Source organism: Lysinibacillus sp. RS11 (assembly GCF_042019215.1).
Taxonomy (GTDB): Bacteria; Bacillota; Bacilli; order Bacillales_A; family Planococcaceae; genus Lysinibacillus; species Lysinibacillus xylanilyticus_A.
Genome location: NZ_CP168124.1, coordinates 171,700 through 191,079, shown reverse-complemented (window position 1 = coordinate 191,079; position 19,380 = coordinate 171,700). Strand labels below are relative to the sequence as shown.

18 protein-coding genes are annotated in these 19,380 nt (G+C 37.4%); 8 read left to right on the top strand and 10 right to left on the bottom strand.

The genetic code is table 11. From position 1 onward, the window contains the following. The first annotated feature begins 254 nt into the window (after positions 1 to 254). On the top strand, positions 255 to 581 hold the full coding sequence (locus AB9L17_RS01075) for a hypothetical protein (protein ID WP_375199937.1): 327 nt from the start codon (positions 255 to 257) through the stop codon (positions 579 to 581). Between the two features lie 373 nt (positions 582 to 954). Here the strand turns inward: AB9L17_RS01075 and AB9L17_RS01070 are convergent, their stop codons facing one another. Further along, a complete protein-coding gene (locus tag AB9L17_RS01070) occupies positions 955 to 2,523 on the bottom strand; it encodes a sensor domain-containing diguanylate cyclase (protein ID WP_068986097.1) in 1,569 nt (522 codons plus the stop codon). Between the two features lie 298 nt (positions 2,524 to 2,821). Between AB9L17_RS01070 and AB9L17_RS01065 the strand changes: the two genes are divergently transcribed. The 4 genes from AB9L17_RS01065 (at position 2,822) to AB9L17_RS01050 (ending at position 6,210) form a co-directional block, all read left to right on the top strand. Next, positions 2,822 to 3,175 carry a hypothetical protein gene (locus AB9L17_RS01065; protein ID WP_375199936.1) on the top strand — a complete coding sequence of 118 codons (354 nt, stop codon included), beginning with the start codon at positions 2,822 to 2,824 and terminating at the stop codon, positions 3,173 to 3,175. Between the two features lie 210 nt (positions 3,176 to 3,385). Further along, positions 3,386 to 4,288 carry a CAP-associated domain-containing protein gene (locus AB9L17_RS01060; protein WP_375199935.1) on the top strand — a complete coding sequence of 301 codons (903 nt, stop codon included), beginning with the start codon at positions 3,386 to 3,388 and terminating at the stop codon, positions 4,286 to 4,288. Between the two features lie 379 nt (positions 4,289 to 4,667). After that, positions 4,668 to 5,852: a CaiB/BaiF CoA transferase family protein gene (locus tag AB9L17_RS01055; protein WP_375199934.1), complete on the top strand. Its 1,185-nt coding sequence runs from the start codon at positions 4,668 to 4,670 to the stop codon at positions 5,850 to 5,852. Between the two features lie 181 nt (positions 5,853 to 6,033). Further along, complete coding sequence (locus AB9L17_RS01050; protein ID WP_375199933.1) at positions 6,034 to 6,210, top strand: hypothetical protein; 177 nt, start codon at positions 6,034 to 6,036, stop codon at positions 6,208 to 6,210. On the opposite strand, the gene AB9L17_RS01045 is transcribed toward AB9L17_RS01050, so the two are convergent. The 3 genes from AB9L17_RS01045 to AB9L17_RS01035 all read right to left on the bottom strand — a co-directional run bounded on the left by AB9L17_RS01045 (position 6,158) and on the right by AB9L17_RS01035 (position 10,282). Beyond that, on the bottom strand, positions 6,158 to 7,633 hold the full coding sequence (locus AB9L17_RS01045; protein WP_375199932.1) for a hypothetical protein: 1,476 nt from the start codon (positions 7,631 to 7,633) through the stop codon (positions 6,158 to 6,160). The two genes, AB9L17_RS01050 and AB9L17_RS01045, sit on opposite strands and share 53 nt — an antisense overlap. A 771-nt stretch (positions 7,634 to 8,404) precedes the next feature. Continuing rightward, a complete protein-coding gene (locus tag AB9L17_RS01040) occupies positions 8,405 to 9,763 on the bottom strand; it encodes an acetamidase/formamidase family protein (RefSeq protein ID WP_068986101.1) in 1,359 nt (452 codons plus the stop codon). A gap of 291 nt (positions 9,764 to 10,054) precedes the next feature. Continuing rightward, positions 10,055 to 10,282 (bottom strand): hypothetical protein, encoded by a 228-nt coding sequence (locus AB9L17_RS01035; RefSeq protein WP_375199931.1) that lies wholly within the window; start codon positions 10,280 to 10,282, stop codon positions 10,055 to 10,057. 184 nt (positions 10,283 to 10,466) lie between these two features. On the opposite strand from AB9L17_RS01035, the gene lepB reads away from it, so the two are divergent. Beyond that, positions 10,467 to 11,009: a signal peptidase I gene (lepB, locus tag AB9L17_RS01030; RefSeq protein WP_068986103.1), complete on the top strand. Its 543-nt coding sequence runs from the start codon at positions 10,467 to 10,469 to the stop codon at positions 11,007 to 11,009. A 446-nt stretch (positions 11,010 to 11,455) separates the two neighbouring features. Here lepB and AB9L17_RS01025 read toward each other — a convergent pair whose 3' ends face one another. The 3 genes from AB9L17_RS01025 to AB9L17_RS01015 all read right to left on the bottom strand — a co-directional run bounded on the left by AB9L17_RS01025 (position 11,456) and on the right by AB9L17_RS01015 (position 13,921). Then, a complete protein-coding gene (locus tag AB9L17_RS01025) occupies positions 11,456 to 12,070 on the bottom strand; it encodes a PH domain-containing protein (RefSeq protein ID WP_068986104.1) in 615 nt (204 codons plus the stop codon). A gap of 256 nt (positions 12,071 to 12,326) precedes the next feature. After that, a complete protein-coding gene (locus AB9L17_RS01020; RefSeq protein ID WP_375199930.1) occupies positions 12,327 to 13,361 on the bottom strand; it encodes a DUF4179 domain-containing protein in 1,035 nt (344 codons plus the stop codon). Next, on the bottom strand, positions 13,358 to 13,921 hold the full coding sequence (locus AB9L17_RS01015) for a sigma-70 family RNA polymerase sigma factor (RefSeq protein WP_068986106.1): 564 nt from the start codon (positions 13,919 to 13,921) through the stop codon (positions 13,358 to 13,360). The genes AB9L17_RS01020 and AB9L17_RS01015 overlap by 4 nt, the downstream gene beginning before the upstream one ends. Before the next feature lie 248 nt (positions 13,922 to 14,169). On the opposite strand from AB9L17_RS01015, the gene AB9L17_RS01010 reads away from it, so the two are divergent. Beyond that, positions 14,170 to 14,892 carry a response regulator transcription factor gene (locus AB9L17_RS01010; protein ID WP_375199929.1) on the top strand — a complete coding sequence of 241 codons (723 nt, stop codon included), beginning with the start codon at positions 14,170 to 14,172 and terminating at the stop codon, positions 14,890 to 14,892. Further along, positions 14,889 to 16,277 carry a sensor histidine kinase gene (locus tag AB9L17_RS01005; RefSeq protein WP_068986108.1) on the top strand — a complete coding sequence of 463 codons (1,389 nt, stop codon included), beginning with the start codon at positions 14,889 to 14,891 and terminating at the stop codon, positions 16,275 to 16,277. Before AB9L17_RS01010 ends, AB9L17_RS01005 begins: the two co-directional genes overlap by 4 nt. A gap of 24 nt (positions 16,278 to 16,301) precedes the next feature. On the opposite strand, the gene AB9L17_RS01000 is transcribed toward AB9L17_RS01005, so the two are convergent. From AB9L17_RS01000 to AB9L17_RS00990, 3 genes are read right to left on the bottom strand one after another with little or no spacing between them, the layout of a single operon-like run. Continuing rightward, positions 16,302 to 16,664 carry a YxeA family protein gene (locus tag AB9L17_RS01000; protein ID WP_068986109.1) on the bottom strand — a complete coding sequence of 121 codons (363 nt, stop codon included), beginning with the start codon at positions 16,662 to 16,664 and terminating at the stop codon, positions 16,302 to 16,304. Between the two features lies 1 nt (position 16,665). After that, a complete protein-coding gene (locus tag AB9L17_RS00995; protein ID WP_068986110.1) occupies positions 16,666 to 18,534 on the bottom strand; it encodes an ABC transporter permease in 1,869 nt (622 codons plus the stop codon). Beyond that, positions 18,521 to 19,288 (bottom strand): ABC transporter ATP-binding protein, encoded by a 768-nt coding sequence (locus AB9L17_RS00990; protein WP_223555137.1) that lies wholly within the window; start codon positions 19,286 to 19,288, stop codon positions 18,521 to 18,523. Before AB9L17_RS00990 ends, AB9L17_RS00995 begins: the two co-directional genes overlap by 14 nt. Between the last annotated feature and the right edge of the window lie 92 nt (positions 19,289 to 19,380).

Below are 19,380 nucleotides of genomic sequence, written 5' to 3'. Positions count from 1 at the left end.
GATACGTACAAAATATCATTTTCATCATACCCTTTATATCGACAGGTAGACAGTGAACCTTCATAGCAATTTCTAAAATAATGGAAGAAAATCGTTAATAAAGGCTAGCGGTAAACACAAAAAAACAGTTTAGTCACTGTACATTCTCAGGACTAAACCACTTATTTTTAACTATTACTTAAAGTCGGTGAGGCATTTGTTATAAATATTACGAAATGTATATTAGTTGATTGGAGTGGAGACTGGGCGACTCCTTGGGGATCAGCAATAGAGGAACGAAGGCTAAAACCATCACGTCCTGTGATAACGCCTTCGTGACCAACATCGTGTTGGCCCGAGACCCTGGAGCGAGCAACGCGAGTGAAGCGGCTCATCGGACGCCCCCAGGAAGCTTTGCTCTGTGCGAAAGCGAAGCGACAGCAATGTTTTATCTGTGCGAAAGTGCAACGACAGCAACAACAAATGTTTTATCTGTGCGAAAGCGAAGCGACAGCAACAAATGTTTTATCTGTGCGAAAGCGAAGCGACAGCAACAAATGTTTTATCTGCGCGAAAGCGAAGCGTCAGCGGCAAATGTTTAATCTGTAGCGAAAGCAAAGCGACAGCTACAAAGCGCCCAGTCGGAACGGAAATCAACCCTACGTTATTGCGATGAGCCTCGTTTTTCCTGAAATCCCTTTAATATCACACATAAAAAAGCCAAGGAGCATCGGTGCTCACTTGGCTTTAACGATATATAGGCATACATCTGTCGTACTTGTGATGTCATAAGGGAAAGGGGGATAACCTTACATCTTGTCAAGTCGATCAAGAGATGTGTCCCGAGTTTACGAATCATTTGAACATGCTTTAGAAGTCATATGGGGAATGACTTAAAAGTAGCTTGCCCAAATGATTGTCGTATTAATCGTTTACCCAAAAAACAAAAGATATAAGCCTATTTCAATACATTTTTTATTTATTTTCTTGTTCAGCGACCATAACTTGATTTCGTCCAGCTTGTTTTGCAAGATACAGCGCACCATCCGCAGCTTCAATTAGCTTTTCCGCAGTGTCAGCCATTTGTGGATACACAGCAACTCCAGCAGATAATGTCACTATGCGACCACAAGGACTTATAGTATGTGCCAAATTGTGGCGCAGTCGCTCTGCCACTTGTCCCGCTTCCTCAGCCGTAGTATTTGGCAGTAACAAAACAAATTCCTCTCCACCGTAGCGACAGCAAACATCTCCATCACGAGCGACTGCTTTCATATTTTGAGCTAAAAATTGTAATACTTTGTCGCCGACCGCATGACCATATGTATCATTAACACTTTTAAAATGATCTAAATCAAGTAAAATGAGGGCATGCGGTAACTTGTTGTCAAGCCATTCAGCTAGCATTGCATCCATCGTGCGCCGATTCGTTACACCTGTTAATGGATCTGTTGTAGATTGATCCTTAAAATAGGACACCTGCCCCTGTAAAAACGTTAAACTCCGAATAAGTGCACTCTTTAAATAATACACTTCAAAATACCAACCACGTACAGAATTTAACCCTTCCACATTTTTCGTTTCCAAACTCTCCTCTGTTAATGTAGCTAATTGCTGTAAAGGATTTGCAATACGCGCTGCCGCCCAAAGTACAATAATAATTGAAATTAGCATAAGAGGAATAGATTTTATAATTACATCCTGTACACGATCAAATGAAGGTTCTAATGCTACATCTAACGGTCTCTGAGCAACAACTCCCCACCCCGTTAAAGGAACCGCACTATAACCAGCAAGCATTTCTATTCCTCTAGTATTCACTACTTGCTGTGCTCCATTTTCTCCAGAAACTACCGCTTGAACAACCTTATTACCCATAGCAATATCATCGACACGACTTGGGTCCTGATGATAGATAACGCGTCCGTCTGAATCAACTACATAAACATACGAACCATCATGATAATAATGTTCCCCTAGTAACGCATTAAAAATATTTCGTTCCTTCAAATAAATTGTTCCAGCTACCATTCCTAAATATTCATTTGTCTCTGAAAATATAGGAGACGATATAAAAATAAGGAGACGCCCTGTAACCCCTTCATAAGGTTTTGAGACAAAAGGCTCCTTTTTTGATAACGCTTCTTCTGTTTCAACTGCTGCCAATACTTGACCTTGTACCTCCTCAGCTGGTGGTGTAACAGATAGTACAAGACCTTCTGCATTTGTGATAAAAACCGAGTTAAACATTTTATCTTGCATTTTCAAACGCTCTGTTTCACTATTCAATGCATTCTTATCATCCATTTTCGACTCTAGAAGGTTGGCGCTATATCCTAAAATCTGAAAAGCTTCCTCTAAATACAAACTTGCAGTGGTTGCTAATTTTTGCGCATATACTCGATTTGTTTCAAGCGTATTTTCTTTAATGGAGGCAACATTCATTCGGTAACCGCTCCAAATGCTACCAATGCTCGTTAAGAAAAAGGCAGCCAACGCAACTCCCATGATTAAATGCTTTAACTTTAAATGTTTTGATTTCATTCTCTACCCTTTACCTCTAGTTAATTTCTTTGCAATAACCTTTTCAACTACTGCCTTTTGACATTTTCTCTATTAGTCTATTAAATCACAAAAAAATTCCTTATTAAGAATAATTTCGTATATTAAGAAAAAAGTATTTGTAAAATAGTGCTTCTTAAGACTTTTTTATAACAAAAGTAATATAGAATGCTCATCTTCAAAAGTTTGGGATAACATTTGTAAAACGTATGCCATGTGTATAAGTTGATTGGAATGAAGACCGGACGACTCAGATGAGACCCTGGAGGCAAAAAGCATCATGTCCTGTGATAAGGCCTTCGTGACCAACATCCTTATGGCCCAAGCGACAGCAACAATGTTTGATCTGTGCGAAAGCGAAGCGTCAGCAACAATGTTTGATCTGTGCGAAAGCGAAGCGTCAGCAACAATGTTTGATCTGTGCGAAAGCGAAGCGACAGCAACAATGTTTGATCTGTGCGAAAGCGAAGCGACAGCAACAATGTTTGATCTGTGCGAAAGCGAAGCGACAGCAACAATGTTTGATCTGTGCGAAAGCGAAGCGACAGCAACAATGTTTGATCTGTGCGAAAGCGAAGCGTCAGCAACAATGTTTGATCTGTGCGAAAGCGAAGCGTCAGCAACAAATGTTTGATCTGCGCGAAAGCGAAGCGTCAGCAGCAAAGCGCTCGGTAGGAACGGAAATCAACCCCACTTTATGATAATAGCCATATAGTAGGGATAGTGCCAGAAATTTAGCATCGTTAACGGAATAAAAATATAGTATTTTATATCTATAAATCTCCTATATTTTTGATAGATTTCGATAGATTTTTATTATAAATTCACAGAAGAGGGTTTAACTATGTTGTTACGTAAAGCAGCTCCAATTATATTTGGTTTCAGTATGGCATTATGGGCCAATACTTCTCTTAATCAAAAAAAGACAGTCCATTTAAATACACAAAAAGCGTTGTCACTATCCAGCTTTCAAAGTGAATACAAAATGAAATGGCATCGAGTAAATACAGACTACGCCCAATTCTCACTCGTAGGAAAACATAATTCTACTAAGGTTGGAGGATATGAAACACGCATTGGATATAGCGTATTTGGTATTCACATCGGTGCAAATCAAACAGATGTGCATAGGAAATATGGTCTTCCACTCAGTGCCATACACTATCAAAATACAAGTTACTTGCTCGTTTATAATGATTGTACAGGTAGCACTACACATGGGACCTATTTGATTGATCATCACTATGTTACTTTTTTCTATGATTTACACAAAAATAATATGGTTCGTTCTATCATTTGGATTAATGCCAAAACGGAATTAAGTAAATGTGGTTATTATGGTAAGCCTTCCAATGAACTACGAACAGGGCTTGAAGATTTAATGGTTGAACTGATTAACCATGAGCGAGTTATAGAAGGATTACAGCCACTTATTTATGATAAGAAATGTAATAACATTGCTCGACAGCATAGCAGTAATATGATTGCACATCAATTTTTTAGCCATAAGGATCACATAGGTAATCATTCCAATGACCGTCTCACTGTTAGTGGCGTTCATTACTTCTGGTATGGCGAAAATCTAGCTCATGGACAGCACAATAGTATATTTGCCCATGAGGCACTGATGAATTCGGCAGGGCATCGTACAAATATTTTAAGAAAAGAATTCACACATATTTTTGTTGGTGTCTGTTTTAATGATAACGGTGCACCATATTATACGATTAACTTCTATTCTAAGTAATTTGACTGGCGACAATAATCATTAGCACAAAAAACTCTCTATGTGCAATCTATTGCATAGAGATTTTTTGTACCTTTGATGCGACAGAATTTTCGGATAAACGAAGATTATTATCTGAAATTTGACAGATAATCTTTATTCAAAATTTTTTTACTTTTATTGTTATTCCGACATATAATTTTCTGACTAATTAATTTATAATTGAAATTAACATAGTCAAGCCATCAATTCTTCTGTTATAATACTGATAAATTTACCGTTATTCTGTATTAATACAGACATGGTACACGCTTTTCACAAAATGGGGATAATGAGAAAAGCGCTACAATTCCTTCTTAAAAGATGGCATTGTAGCCTACACAAAAAGGGGTTGGGAGATTTGGGTATTTTAAAGGGGTTAAAAATTCTCGATTTTTCTGCATTACTACCAGGTCCAATGGCGACAATGATATTTGCTGATTTAGGCGCAGAGGTTATTCACGTTGAATCATCAAAACGTGTAGATTTAACGCGTATTATGCCACCTTATGATGATGATCATGAGGCATATATTCATCAACATTTGAATCGCTCTAAAAAATCATTAACATTAAATTTAAAGTCGCCTGAAGCTGTAGAAATTGTGAAGTCACTCGTTAAAGAATACGACGTCATTATCGAAGGATTTCGACCAGGCGTCATGCAACGTCTTTGCATTGGCTATGAAGCACTAAAAGAAGTAAATCCAAAGGTTATTTATTGTGCTATTACAGGTTATGGACAAACTGGACCATATAGCAATCGACCAGGACATGACAATAACTATTTATCATTAGCTGGCTTACTTGATTACTCACGCCATCAAGATAAAAAACCTGTTTCAATGGGTATTCAGCTAGCTGATATTGCAGGGGGTTCAATGCACGCTGCAATTGGAGTTCTCGCAGCAGCTTTACATCGTGAAAAAACAGGTGAAGGACAATTTATTGATATAAGTATGACGGATGCTGTCTTCTCACTCAATGCTATGTATGGGTCTGCCTATATTGGCGGTGGTCGTGTGCCTCAGCCTGAGCAGGAAATTTTAAATGGTGGAAGCTACTATGACTTTTACAAAACAAAGGATGGCCGATTTTTCTCAGTAGGAAGTCTTGAGCCTCAATTCCGCAAATTGCTTTGTGAAGCACTTGATATTCCTGAGCTTATTGATAATACTTTCAATGATTCATACTATACACAAATTCGTTTTAAAGAGGCCGTCCATGATGCTTTCTTATCAAAGACTTACAATGAATGGCTTGAAGTGTTTAACGAGAATTTCGAGGGATGTGTCGAACCAGTTTTAACTTTCCCAGAAGCATGTGAGCATCCGCAGCTTACGGCTCGTAACATGATTGTGGATATTCCCAAAAGCGATGGTACAATACAAAAACAAATTGCATCTGCTTTTAAGTTTGACGGTGCCAAGCCCGCGTACAAGCATGTCGGTGCCAAGCTTGGAGAGCATAATGTAGAAGTTCTATCTTCTCTTGGCTATAGTGCCGAGCAAATTGCTGACTTACAGGACAAAGGGGTTTTAGATTAGCACCCTTACGCCAACAACACGAAATAAATAACAAGAGTGTCTAATGCAAACATATTAGACACTCTTGTTTGTACTTCTAATCAATTATGCCTCGGCATAATTGCGTCCAGAGGCTTTAGCCTAACAGATGTTTTTTATGCGAAAGCGCAGTGCTAACGTAGCGACAGCAACATGATGTTTTTTGTGCGAAAGCACAGTGCTAACGCAGCGACAGCAACTGATGTTTTTTGTGCGAAAGCGCAGTGCTAACGCAGCGACAGCAACTGATGTTTTTTGTGCGAAAGCGCTAGCGACAGCAACAGAAGTTAAACATACGCACTTACAAACACTCGTAGCTTTTCGAAATGATCGTCAATGAGTAGATATTTTTTATAAATCTCCATTAATTTTTCAAAAACCTCATACTGCTCCGTCACAAATAAAACTTTTAAAATATTTAGCATATGCAAGGATGCGCTCTGTGCTACCAAATAATAAGACGTATCTGGATGATGGTAACGTTGGCGCCATTCTTCCACTGACAAACCTATATGCTGTAATGAATTATTAACATGGAGAGCAATATCTTGCTGAACTGACGCCTCAATCGCGATAAATTGCTCATTACTATAGTTTTTCTGGACTAAAGTGGCATGTATTTTTTTATTGGATGCTAGTACATGTTCTTTTAAAAGCAGGAGCCCTTCTTGATAACACTCCATTCTTACATAATGATCAAGCAATACAGCATATAAATTTTCTAAAAAATTAAGGTCATAATTTTTAATAATGGCCGGTGGTGTTGGCTTACGATTAGGCAATAACTCCTTATATTCCAACAAAATCTCTATTGCGTAATTATTAAGCCGTTCATCTTCTAATAAATACTCACCGTATTGAATAACACTTTCAGCACTCTGCTCCTGATGCGCTATATGAAAAAGAAGATATGCAATCAGAACCTTTTCTTTCTCCGTTAATGCATACATCGAATAACGCCAATCCGCTTCAAAGGAAGTAATTAATGCTTTAACACATCGATAATCCCCTTCTGCTAAACGATAGTGCGTGACAATCTGGTAAAGATGTAGCTGTTTTTTTGCTAAACAAGTAGAATTACGGTTATCCACATAAGTTATACACTTATCCAGAGTTTTTTTGTAATTATTCATAAAGTTATTCACATGTGCATAAGTTTTTCGTGTAGATCGTTCAATATGACCCATCATTTCATGGATAAATGTGAATTGTTCTAAAGGTTTGTGGATAAACAGTGAATAAACCTTTTTTATGAAAAGCCAATGCCAAAATTGTGCATCTTCTTTATAAATCATATGCACCAAATATACATTTTCAAATTTATATAAAAATATAGTTTGTAGCTCGTTAACTGGCATTGTAATTTGCATTCGCTTCCCAAAAATTAGCCAGATTAATCGTTCTAAGTCCATTGTATGCTGTGCAAAAAGCTGCTCAAAAAAAGTTTCCTTGCCTTTTTGCGTATAAAAAAAAGCATCGAGACGGTCATTTACAAATTTAGTATCCAAACCATGCTTGTTAAAAAACGTTTGCATATCTCCCGTTACGCGCCCCCAATATTTTCGTGCAGTTGAAAACGCAATATTCATCGCCGTTTCTTCATTCACTAAAAATAAATTTGGTGAAAGTGCAGTACCTAGTATTTCCGGGTCTACTTGAGAGTCCGTCTCTGCTTCCAACCATTTCGAAAGTAACTTTTCAGCACCCTTTTCACCACTATGTTTAAATGTCATGAATAACTGCTCATCACAATCCAACAGCATGCAACTGAAGCCCCCTATCAAATTCTACCAACAAAGATCTTCCCCTATCATGTAAAATACGTGCCGTAAACACTCTTTCTTCAATATAACAAATCTTATCCAACATATGCTAAAAAAATCGTAATATGCATTAAGAAGTTACAACAAAAGTATTTGTGCAAATTCAACATTTTGGCTACAACAGCATAAAAAAAAGCCATCTATAAAGGTACAAATACCTTCTAGATGGGTTAAAAGATTAAGCTTGCTGCTATGAAATATCCAAAAAAAGAACGGCAAATGAGCATTGGACAATCACTCATAAGTTGGTAGCCCATTTGTATTGTCACAAATAGCTCATTGCCTACGCTAGACAAAGCTAGCGCCATAAAACGCACAACTAATAAAAACTATTCATCAATATAATTGAGAAAAAGTATTCTCACAACAGTAGACGAGCGACCATCTAAATAGTTACAAAAAAATACGTCAAAGTTTTGACGTATTTTTTCTGCATCGAAAGCGTAGCGACAGATGCAAAATTGTTTTTCTGCCCCGAAAGCATAGTGACAGGAGCAAATGCTTTTAAATACGTCAAAGTTTTTGACGTATTTTTTCTGCTTCGAAAGCGTAGCGGCAGATGCAAAAATGTTTTCACATCCGTCAAATTTTTTGAGGGATGTTTTTCTGCCCCGAAAGCCCAGCGGCCGATTTCCTCCCTACAACACAAAAAAAAAAGCAAACTATAAAATACTTCTAGTTTGCTTCCTTTTCGGGTCTCTCTTTATGCATTTAATCATATTGTTTTTTCACTGGCTTATAAATTCGTGCTTTTTTCAGTACTGTTTTAGGTACTTGGAAGGTTGCTGTGACGACTCCTGGATGACGACCAATTTCAATCGAGCCTGTAATCGTCGCTCGATTCATAACCTCTGGCTCACTCATCTCAAAGAGCCTTGCAGCACGGCTTATAGCATTCGTTGTTGCCTCATTTAATGACGTTCCAGAGCCAACCACCGATACAGGGAATGCCTCCTCCACGTGTTTAACTCCAAATTCCTCAGCAAGCTCACGTGCACGACGTTTTTCTTCCTTTGTAAAAGGTTTCGCTGTATACGGTAAATCTTCTGTATTTGGCAACAAAATAGGACCGTCCAAATCTACTTTTTTCAATACACTTACCTGTAGTTGAACAATACCAGCAACATCCGTTGTATGTCCTGCAATTTCGCCGTCCCCTTGCATTGCGTGCATATCACCAATGTACACACCGCCGCCTGGGACCTTTACAGGACAAATAATTGTTGCTCCCTCTCGAACACGGCTTATATCCATATGCCCATCTGTGCGATGTGTATCTAATTCCGTCTGCGTAAATGCATATTCATGTGGTGCTCCGATTAAAAACGAACCGAAATCACCAGCGTTATGAGAGTCTGGCATCGCCTTTGAAGGCGTCGTTCCAAGCTGCCCTAAAAATGGACGCATTCTTGCCATAACACCTATCAAATCACTTGGTGCTAATGCTACTACAGGATTTTGCACAGAATTTTCAGGTGTACGCATATAATTTTTCGCATCAAGAGCAATACGGCGAGCCCCTTCTCGTCCAACAGTCACACCAATATTACCTTTATGATCTAATGCCATTGTATAACCATTTGTCATGTTAAAAGGTGATGTCTCTGTATCACATGTCGAACAGCGAATGGACTGCCGACCTATCCCTTTGACAACTGTACTTGGATGCAGCTTACCACAGCCTGGGCATTTTACTGATACGAATGGATCCCCAATAGATCGATCCGGAATTGCCTCATCATGTCCAGATGCTGTTGCTAATGATGTCACCTGTATGGATTTAATTTTGATGACAATGGCATCCCCTACCTCTGCCCCTTCTACAAATACAGGCTTTGTCACTTCATGCCCACCACGAATCTTTGGTGTTAGCATCGGACCCCAGCATCCTGGCGTTGTATTAGCAATAATTGTCCCACCATCTTTTACAGGACCAAGCATTTTTTGCTGAGGATCTAAAATACCATCTATGAACTCATTTACGAATAATGTTTCGACGGCTTGCGGCTGCTGTACAAGGTCATCACTTTCCTTTTCTTCTTTTTCAAGCACATGCAATTCGTTTATCATTTTTCGTCACGCTCCTAGTTCTGATTTTATGTATATAGATTTTTGTTAAAAACTTAAAGTGTCTAAAAAATTCTCCTATATAAAGTTAAATTTCGACATTAAGATCGATATTCCCTTCCATTTCGAGGAAAATGTCACTACACATATGCATTGATAATTCGAAATTGTATAGAAATCACTTCTTTATCAGTGTATTTCTACTATTTTAAAGCTACTATCTATACGTAAAAAAGTGCAGACTCGTACAAATGTATTGTAAAAGTCTGCACTTTATTTTGACCACAATTATCTTCATTTCTTATTATATGTCGGTAGTTTCAGTACTATGAAAATGAGTGTAGTGGTTAGCAAGAGAGCTAAAACAATATTGAATGTATTAGGTGGACCAAGAACTCTATAAAGTAATTTATCAAAAGTTGGTACCCCTAACCACTTTATACCTAAAAATACCAATACCCCAGAAAAGAATCCTAAAATCATATGGATCCAATGGACAATTAGAGAAATTTGATTTTTCATAAAATGCCTCCTATAAATTTAATAATTTCTAAATTAATTGTATAATATAAATATATTATTTTTTGAAAATTTTAATTTATTTAAATTTTTAGGAGCTATGACAAATCTTTAAAACAAATGAGCCAAAAAAATTATTCAGTAACTCAAATATGTGTGCACCATTGATAAGGGGGAATTGATATTAATGAAGTATAGTAGAACTTTCAAATACTATATAATTAGTTCTATCATTTGTATTTTTCTTGTATGCGTCATCTCGCTATATTTCTATAAACCAATTCTATCAATTGGTGAGTCAATGAAACCGACACTAGGTGAATGGAGTATTTTACTAGTAAAGAAACATATAAAACAATATGAACGTTTCGATGTTGTAAATTTTAAATTAAACGATAATGGCTATGTGAAAAGAATCATCGCATTGCCCGGTGAACATATTGCATTTAAAAATGACGCTCTTTTTATTAATGGGGACAAGATAGATGAACCACATTTAGCAGCTTATAAAGAAAATGTGTATAATTTTGTACAATTAACATTGGATTTTACTTTAGAAGATATTTCAGGCGAAATAGTCATACCAGAAGGGTATTATTTTGTAATGGGAGATAACCGTCGCTATAGTACAGATAGCCGTGATCAAACAATAGGATTTATTCTAGAAGAAAATATTGTCGGTCGTGTTGACATTTTATTATTGCCCTTGAGTGATTTAAACGTATTTTAAATATTTCAAGATGTAATATCAAATGAATGCTATTTATGAAGTCTCTATTTGATAGAAGTGGTTCTAAAGTTCATAGAAAGGCCACCGCAATTGTTATGATTGAAAGTACGACTTGGATAAAAATCACTTTTAAGAATTTATTTTCCTAAAAAGAAAATCCCATTTTTCCAAAAGGTTCTGCTTCCTTCATTGTAAATTGCTAATAATACTAAAATCGAGGTAGTAAATATCTATTTCGGACAATAGAACTTTATCGGATAGCTGCTTTTAATAACGACTGAATATATAAGTACGTCGTGTATTAGGCCATACCAATATATTTAAACTGTACACAATCATCGCTATTTACATTTGATTGTGTACAGCCTATTTGCTCTGTCCATATATTGTGCATGGAAGAATATCTTCAAGCATACTAGTTTTCTTTTTAGTAGCCCTACATTTCCTTAGTTATTCATGTATAAATCAAAAATATGTGAGAAATCTTCCTTCTTGTATTTGTCCTTATGGTCAATCATCCAATTATTTGCAAAACGTGTAATTTCCTCGAATGATGCAGACGGTGTGACATTGTCATTACCGATACGGCCAATTGATGAAGAAGCAATGGATAAACTCTTTTCTGCCACCTCTAGCTTGTATGCATTTTGCTTTTGCTCATAGCTGATAGCATTCAACGCTTTATATAAATCTTTAATGTCATCTATAAAACGTTTATGAATGTCAATTGATAATGGCGTATTGTCGATTGTAAATTTAATTTCGACATCAAGGTCAATAGTTCCTGCTGTTTCGAGGAAAACATCACTAATATTGTGCATTGCGTAGTCGTAACGACGCAGTAAACGCTTTTTGCTCATCGCGCTTTCACCGTCTACATGAATAATTGCACGATTTGTAAAGCAATACTCATCTGATTTCGTCTTAATTAAAAAATATATTTTCTCATCAATTTCATGCAGGATAAAATCATCTGCATCCGTCTTATCATAATCCTCACGAGTAACAACTACACCAATATCTGAAAGTCCAAGCGCGTCTGCTGCTATTTTTTTAAACATCATTTTTCCTCCTAAATGGTTGATACTATTATTACGCTTCTCATCTGTAAAAAGTTTCAAAAAGACATTGGTATTCCTAAAAACACTAAGACTACAATGGTTAAAAAAGATCCAATAGTCTATTCATAAAAATTCTTATGACGATTTACAACAATAAAGGGTCTCTGTGCTTTTTGATTGCACAAAAACCCTTTCGTTCATCTTTCATAGATTATTATATTTCAATTGTGGATATGCACACTTTCCATGGGTAATCTTAATTTAATGGAATTGTCACAGAATCCATCTCTTTTATTTCCACTCCTTGCCCTGAGCCCAAGGAGAAATAGATAACAGGAACAAATGTAATGGATGTAGCCGCTGGTTCAATGGCCTGTACAGTAGCGCTTGATTTATAGGAAATGCCATTGTCCTCACTTTTAGCACCATTTCCGTTTACTACATAGATATTGCCAAGATTGTCTTGCAGTTGATCAAATTGAACTGTAACTTCTGGCCACTTTTTTAGTATCTCTGGAACAACTTCATATTCATAATGAATAACAGTGGACATATCATTTTTTCCAAGGGCTGTAAATCGTGCAGTGACATCATAGTTTGTAACGGTTTCATTGACTAGCTGTAGCTCACCTGCTAACTTAGGAACCTTAAAATTAAAGGCCCAATCACCCTCCACTTTTGTATCGTTATTCATGTTGAGAAAAGCTTCTGGCTTCCACGTTACTTCTATTTCATCTGGTACTTCTTTATCGAAATGAGGTGTCACATTTGCTAAGCCGACATATTTAGTATCACTTATTTTTTCAAGTCGACAACTCCCTCCCATCCCTCCAGCACCTTTAACATCCATAAAAAGACCTTGTAAAAATGGATGTGATCCCAAATCTATCTCGCTTTCAAGCGCAAAAGATATGGTTAATGAAGTGCCGTCGTACACAGCATTTTCTATCATCATCGATACACCGTTACTAACTTGCATCTGACCAACTTCTTTTGCGTAACTATCAAAATTCTCGAACATCGTGTTATTATGATCAAAATAGCTAGCAATATTTTTCATAAACGGAATTTGTGATGCAAGGGTTGGAAAGGCGAAATTAATAGTTGTCACTGCACTTATGCCGATAATTGCAGCCGCTGCTATATGACGCACCCATTTTGGCATACGTTTTCTCGGTGTTTGCTTCTTTAAAATCTTTTGTTTAAGCTTCATTTTTTGCTGTGCAGATAGTTCGATTGGTTCAATTTGTTCCACATCCAGGTCCAGCCACTCTCTATAACTTTTCGTCATATGAATGCCTCCTTTAGCTGTATTGTTGATGCTAGTTTCTTCTTTCCTCGATAAAGTCGGTTTTCAACGGCCGCTTTTGATAAATGCAGCGCTTCTGCTATCTCTGTATTGGTTAATTGCAAATAATACTTCATCATAAAAATATCTCGATCAATATTTTCTAAGTGACTAATTGCTACTAATAGATCGTTTCGTTGCTCCTTTTTCAAAAGCTCCTGCTGTGTATCTTTTAGATCTGGCTTTTGCAAGAGCTCCTCGTCTCCCTTCTCTCGTGCTTGTTGTTTTTCAAGCTTACGGAATAAATCTATGGCTTTATATTTTGTCAGCATCCCTATCCATTTTTTGAAATCCTCAGGTTCGCCTTTAAATTGCTTTGCATTTTGCCAAATGGCTAGGAAAACATCATTAACACAATCATCAATAGAGTCCTTATTTATGCCGGAAAGGATTTTATAAGCTATCGCATTTACGAAGCCTGAATATTGCTCAATGACATACTCAAGCGCATCTTCTTTTTGGTTTTGTAAACGGCTAATGAAATTTTTAGCTGAACATCTCATCATTTCGCCTCCTTTATGCTTATTGAAAAAGCTTCTTCACTACTATATCGAAGCTCACTTACTAAAACTCTCAACTTTTTTAAGCGTATAGCTATCCCAATAGCAGGCAATGACATCATTTCGTCTTTCGAGTAGGTTTCATTTATAATAAGAAAAAGTCCTTCAAGCCACTTTCAAAAGTAATAGCAATGCGTTATTGTTAAAAAACTATTAGAGATTACATAAAAAGAGGAAGGACGTGTTTAATTATGCAAGAACCGACTATTTTAGTGGTGGATGATGAAGCTGATTTAGCCAATCTACTAAAAGTCAGTCTACAAAAAGAGGGCTATCAGCAAATTCGTACAGCTGGCTCCATTCAAGAAGCATGGGCAAGCTTTCAACAGTCACAACCCGATATTGTACTTCTCGATGTGATGCTTCCAGATGGTGAGGGCTACGATTTATGCCGACGTATTCGAGAAGTGTCGCATGTACCAGTCCTTTTTATGTCGGCGAAAAATGAGGAAATTGATAAACTTTTAGGACTTGCCATTGGTGGAGACGATTATATTACGAAACCTTTTAGTCCTAAAGAAGTCGCCTATCGAGTAAAGGCACAGCTTCGTAGAGCCGGCTATCAAATGCAGGAAACTGCACCAGTTGCCCCCGTGAAGACCATACAAGTTGGACCATTCCTGTTAAATGGAGATGAAACGGAGGTACATAAGGACGGCGTTTTATTGGAGCTAACGGCGAAGGAGATTGGCTTGATGGCTTGCTTTATGCACAATCCAAATCGAATATTAAGTAAAGAGACGCTGTTCGAGCGTGTTTGGGGAGAGGACTTTTTCGGCTCAGACAATACCGTTATGGTGCATATTCGACGACTGCGCGAAAAGATTGAAAAAGATGCTTCCAAACCTGTGTATATTACAACTATAAAAGGGCTTGGCTATAAATTTGTCATCCCAAAAGAGGCGCAGGGATGAAGTGGAAACTAACTACCCGCTTTCTACTTTCTGTGCTTTCCATCGTCATCATTGTTATTTTTGTGAATACGGCAATTTTAATTGGTTTTTTTATTTTCCAACAGTTCAGTAATTATTATGACTCTGCGTATTCAGAGGAAAGATACGTTCGTGATTTTCAGCAATATATCGATATAAATAACGGAACACCTTCTGTAAGTAAAGAAGGGCTTCAACAGTTGCATCAGCGAAATGCTTGGATTCAATTGCTTGATGACAAGGGACAAGTCGTTGATGCCCACTTCGCACCAGAGAAAGCTCTTTCACACTATGCACCAATTGACCTCATTCAAGTTTATAAATATAAAGAATTCGATGGTGATACAACCGTTTATGTGGGAAGTAAAGACAGTATAAGTTATCTGATTGGCATCAAGGGAAGTGGTATTTCTAGATATGTATTTCATATTTCTGGCTCATCGGCATTACAATTTATCGGCAAGTTTGGACTTCTCATTGTAATTGCTGATTTATTAGTAGCCACACTCGTTGGCTGGCTCTTCGGGCGAACATTAACAAAGCCACTTTATGCAATGATTGAACGTATTCGTCATTTAAAGAATCATGAGCATGTGACTAATAAAGTACTCGGTGGTGTGTACAAGCCAGTTTTTGAGAATTTAAATGAAGTATCAAGAGAGCTTACTGCACATGAGCAGGAACGTAAAAGGTTAGAGATCATGCGCGAGGAATGGATCAGTAATGTCTCACACGATATGAAAACGCCTCTTGCCTCGATTCGTGGTTATGCGGAGCTACTGAATGATGGAAAATCGACTCCTTATGAACAAACAGAATATGCTCAGATTATCGAAAAACAATCATTGCATATGCAGGATTTATTGGATGATTTAAATTTAACTATGCGATTAAGACATCAACAGCTTCCGCTCAGCTTAACCGAGGTAAATATGGTGCAATTTATTCGCGAAATTGTTATTGATACACTCAATACACCACAATATGAGCAGGCCAATATTGAATTTAATGCTTCGAAAGAGGATATTAAGCATCACATTGACGAGCACTTTATGCGACGAGCCGTGATGAATTTTTTACACAATGCATTACTTCATAATCCTTTTGATGTTGCAGTCAATATTCATGTTGATGATCATTCTATTACGATTTCTGATAATGGTAGCGGCATTTCTGCTGAAGACCTTGAACATATTTTTGAACGCTATTACCGAGGTACAAATACTGAGCAAACACTTGGCACTGGTTTAGGTACTGCTATTGCTAGAGATATCATTGAAGCACACGGAGGAATTGTAACGATTACCTCTGAAGAACAACAAGGTACAACTGTCAGTATTCAATTACCTGTAGAAAAAAAGGAGTAGCCCTATGCGGACTACTCCTTCTTCTTATTTCTCCATAAGCTCCTGTACTTTTGTAGGTAGCTCATGGAATTTTACTTCATCATATGATGTAACTTCCGTTTCTTTTTTTACGTAAAGCTTCATGTATGCATCATGGCGTAAATTTTTCTGAGCTGAAAATTTTAATGTGTGCTCTTTACCGTTTTCGTCATAAGCAGGTAGCTCGTACCAATACATTTTCATAATTTCCCCACTATCTAGCTTATATTCCTCTATTTCACCATCAGTAGTGATTTGAACATAGTATGCTTCTTTATTTAAACGGTTAAAATCCACGTTCATTAGGACAACAAGACCTACTACAAACAATAAGAACAATGCTCCTATACCTAAGAAAACCTTTTTCATATTAATTCCCCTGTCTAACAATTTTATAAAATGAACGAACTGTAAAGATATAATATATGCCGTAAATTGCGGAATAAGCAATCATCCACAGTACGACTGGTTTAGTTATATCCAAACTAAATAGCTGTGAAAAGGCTAGCAGCGCAAATGCACTATGTGCGATACCAACAACGAGTGGTGCACTAAAGATAACGGCAACCTGACCTGCAACTGCTTTTAATATTTGTTTTTTGTTAACACCAATTTTATTTAAAATTGCATATTTAGACTGATCTTCCTCTGCCTCTGTTAAAACTTTGAAGTAAATAATACTTCCTGTCGCAGCTAAAAATACTAATCCTAAAAAGCTACCTACAAACAATAGCGATCCTACAGTAGCTAAACTAGCTTCATAACTTTGCGGAACACTTGAAAACCCTTCCTGCTGTTCAGATGATAATTGATTGTAAATCTCCTGTGAAATGACTTGTTGCTTCAAGTCATTATCCATACCAACTACCTGCATTTTAACAGCTTCTGCATTTGTTGCAGCGAACACTTTATCATTAACGACGAGTACTGTACCAGCTGGCAAAAAGTTTAATACACTCTCTGTATACATTTTAGCAACATGGAATGATTCCCCGTTCTCCAATTTAAACTCTTCGCCGGTAAAATCATGTGAAAAACGTTCATCGAAGCTTGCATCAAGTAAAACTGTTGAACCATCCGCAATGTGCAGTTCTTCATCTTTTCCCTGTAATTTTGCTAAACGATTATAATCGGATTCTTGTAATAATGTATATTCAAAAAATGAAAATTCATTATCGACACGTAAATTTTTCACGGCAAGCGATTCATTGTACAAGACGTCTTCTTGAGGAAATTTCACCGTATCGCCCTTCCACATAAATGTGTTAGGTAACATTTGGCGTACCGTGGCCTCCGCATTGTAATACATTCCGAAAACGCCGCCACCTGCCGTGATCGTTGTCGCACTTAAAATAGCGATGATCGAAAGCGATTTAGCATTTGCTCGAATACGGTACAATAATTGTGATACACCAATTAAATTCAAGCCTTTCCACGACCAAGAAGTTGCTTTTTTCAACGCCGTTAACACAAATACGCTAACACTATGGAATAACAGATATGTCCCTGCAATTGTCACACCTATCACCATTAGTGGAGTACCTAATGCTGTGAAGAATCTCCAAATCTTACTCGTGAAAATATCTAAGGACGCTGTATAATATCCAAATGTAATTAGCGCCGTCCCAAGTATAGCTACTAAAAGCGATGCACGTGGAATTTGCTCCCCCTGCTTCTCAGCATGAAACAGGTCAATCAGTTTAAATTGATAAATGACACGATAGCCCTGTAAAGATGTGAATAAAAATAGTAAAGTAAAAATCCCTGTTGTATTTACTAGTGCCTCCGAGGAAAATGTTAAACTACCTACAACCTCATAGCCCATCAGACGCACTAAAATCATTAATAAACCTTGTGACATAAAGAATCCAAGAATAATACCAAGTACTAAAGAGACAAGCCCTATTACTAAGTTCTCGAAAAAGAGCATTAAGCCGATTTTCTGTTTACGCACACCTAGTAGTGAGTATAGAGCTACTTCCTTTTTACGTTTCTTCATAAAAAACGAGTTGGAGTACGCCATAAAGATGACGATAAAGAATAATAGCACAACAGAAGATGCACTCATCAAACCTTTAATTTGCTGTGACGATTGCTTTAAGGCTGAAAGATCGTCATTATATTTCAATGTGACAAACGTAAAGTAGATAACGATACTGAATACCATCGAGGCGATATATAAAAAGTAATTCGACAAATTGCGTTGAATATTTTTACGCGCTAAACTAAATAACGTCATTTACCCCACCTCCGATGCCAGCAAGCACCTGTAAAATCTCTTGGAAGAACTGCTTTCTTGTTTGAGTACCACGATGAATTTCCTTAGAAAGCTGTCCGTCCTGAATGAATAGTATGCGCTGACAGAAACTTGCTGCAAATGCATCATGCGTAACCATCATAATAGTGGCAGCTTGAGAATGATTCAGATCACTTAAACTTTCAAGCAAGTCTGTTGCTGATTTTGAATCAAGAGCACCCGTCGGCTCATCCGCAAAAATTAACTTTGGCTCTGTTACTAATGCACGTGATGATGCGGTACGTTGCTTTTGCCCACCTGAAATTTGATATGGATATTTATCGAGTAACTCTTTTATACCAAACAATGCGGCTATGCGTTCTACTCTTGCATTAATGGCCTTTGTTGGCACTTTTGCAATTGCAAGCGGCAGTACGATATTTTCACGCACTGTTAATGAATCAAGTAAGTTATAGTCTTGGAAGATAAAGCCTAGATTGTCGCGACGAAAATCTGCTAACTCTGCATCCTTCATGCGCGCTAAGTTTGCATCGCCAATAACGATTTCACCAGTCGTTGGCGTATCAATCGTGGCTAATACATTGAGTAGCGTCGATTTCCCAGCCCCGGAAGGCCCCATTACACCAACAAACTCCCCTTTTTCTACTTCAAATGATATATTCGATAGCGCTGTAAATGTATTTGCGCCTTTGCCGTAAGTCTTTTCAACATTTTGTACCTTTAATAATGGCGTCATAAACGCTCACCTCTTCTTTCTGACTTTAGTATACGACCCCAAACTTACAGCAAATTTGACGCAAGCTTACAACAACCTTAAATCGTAGGCAC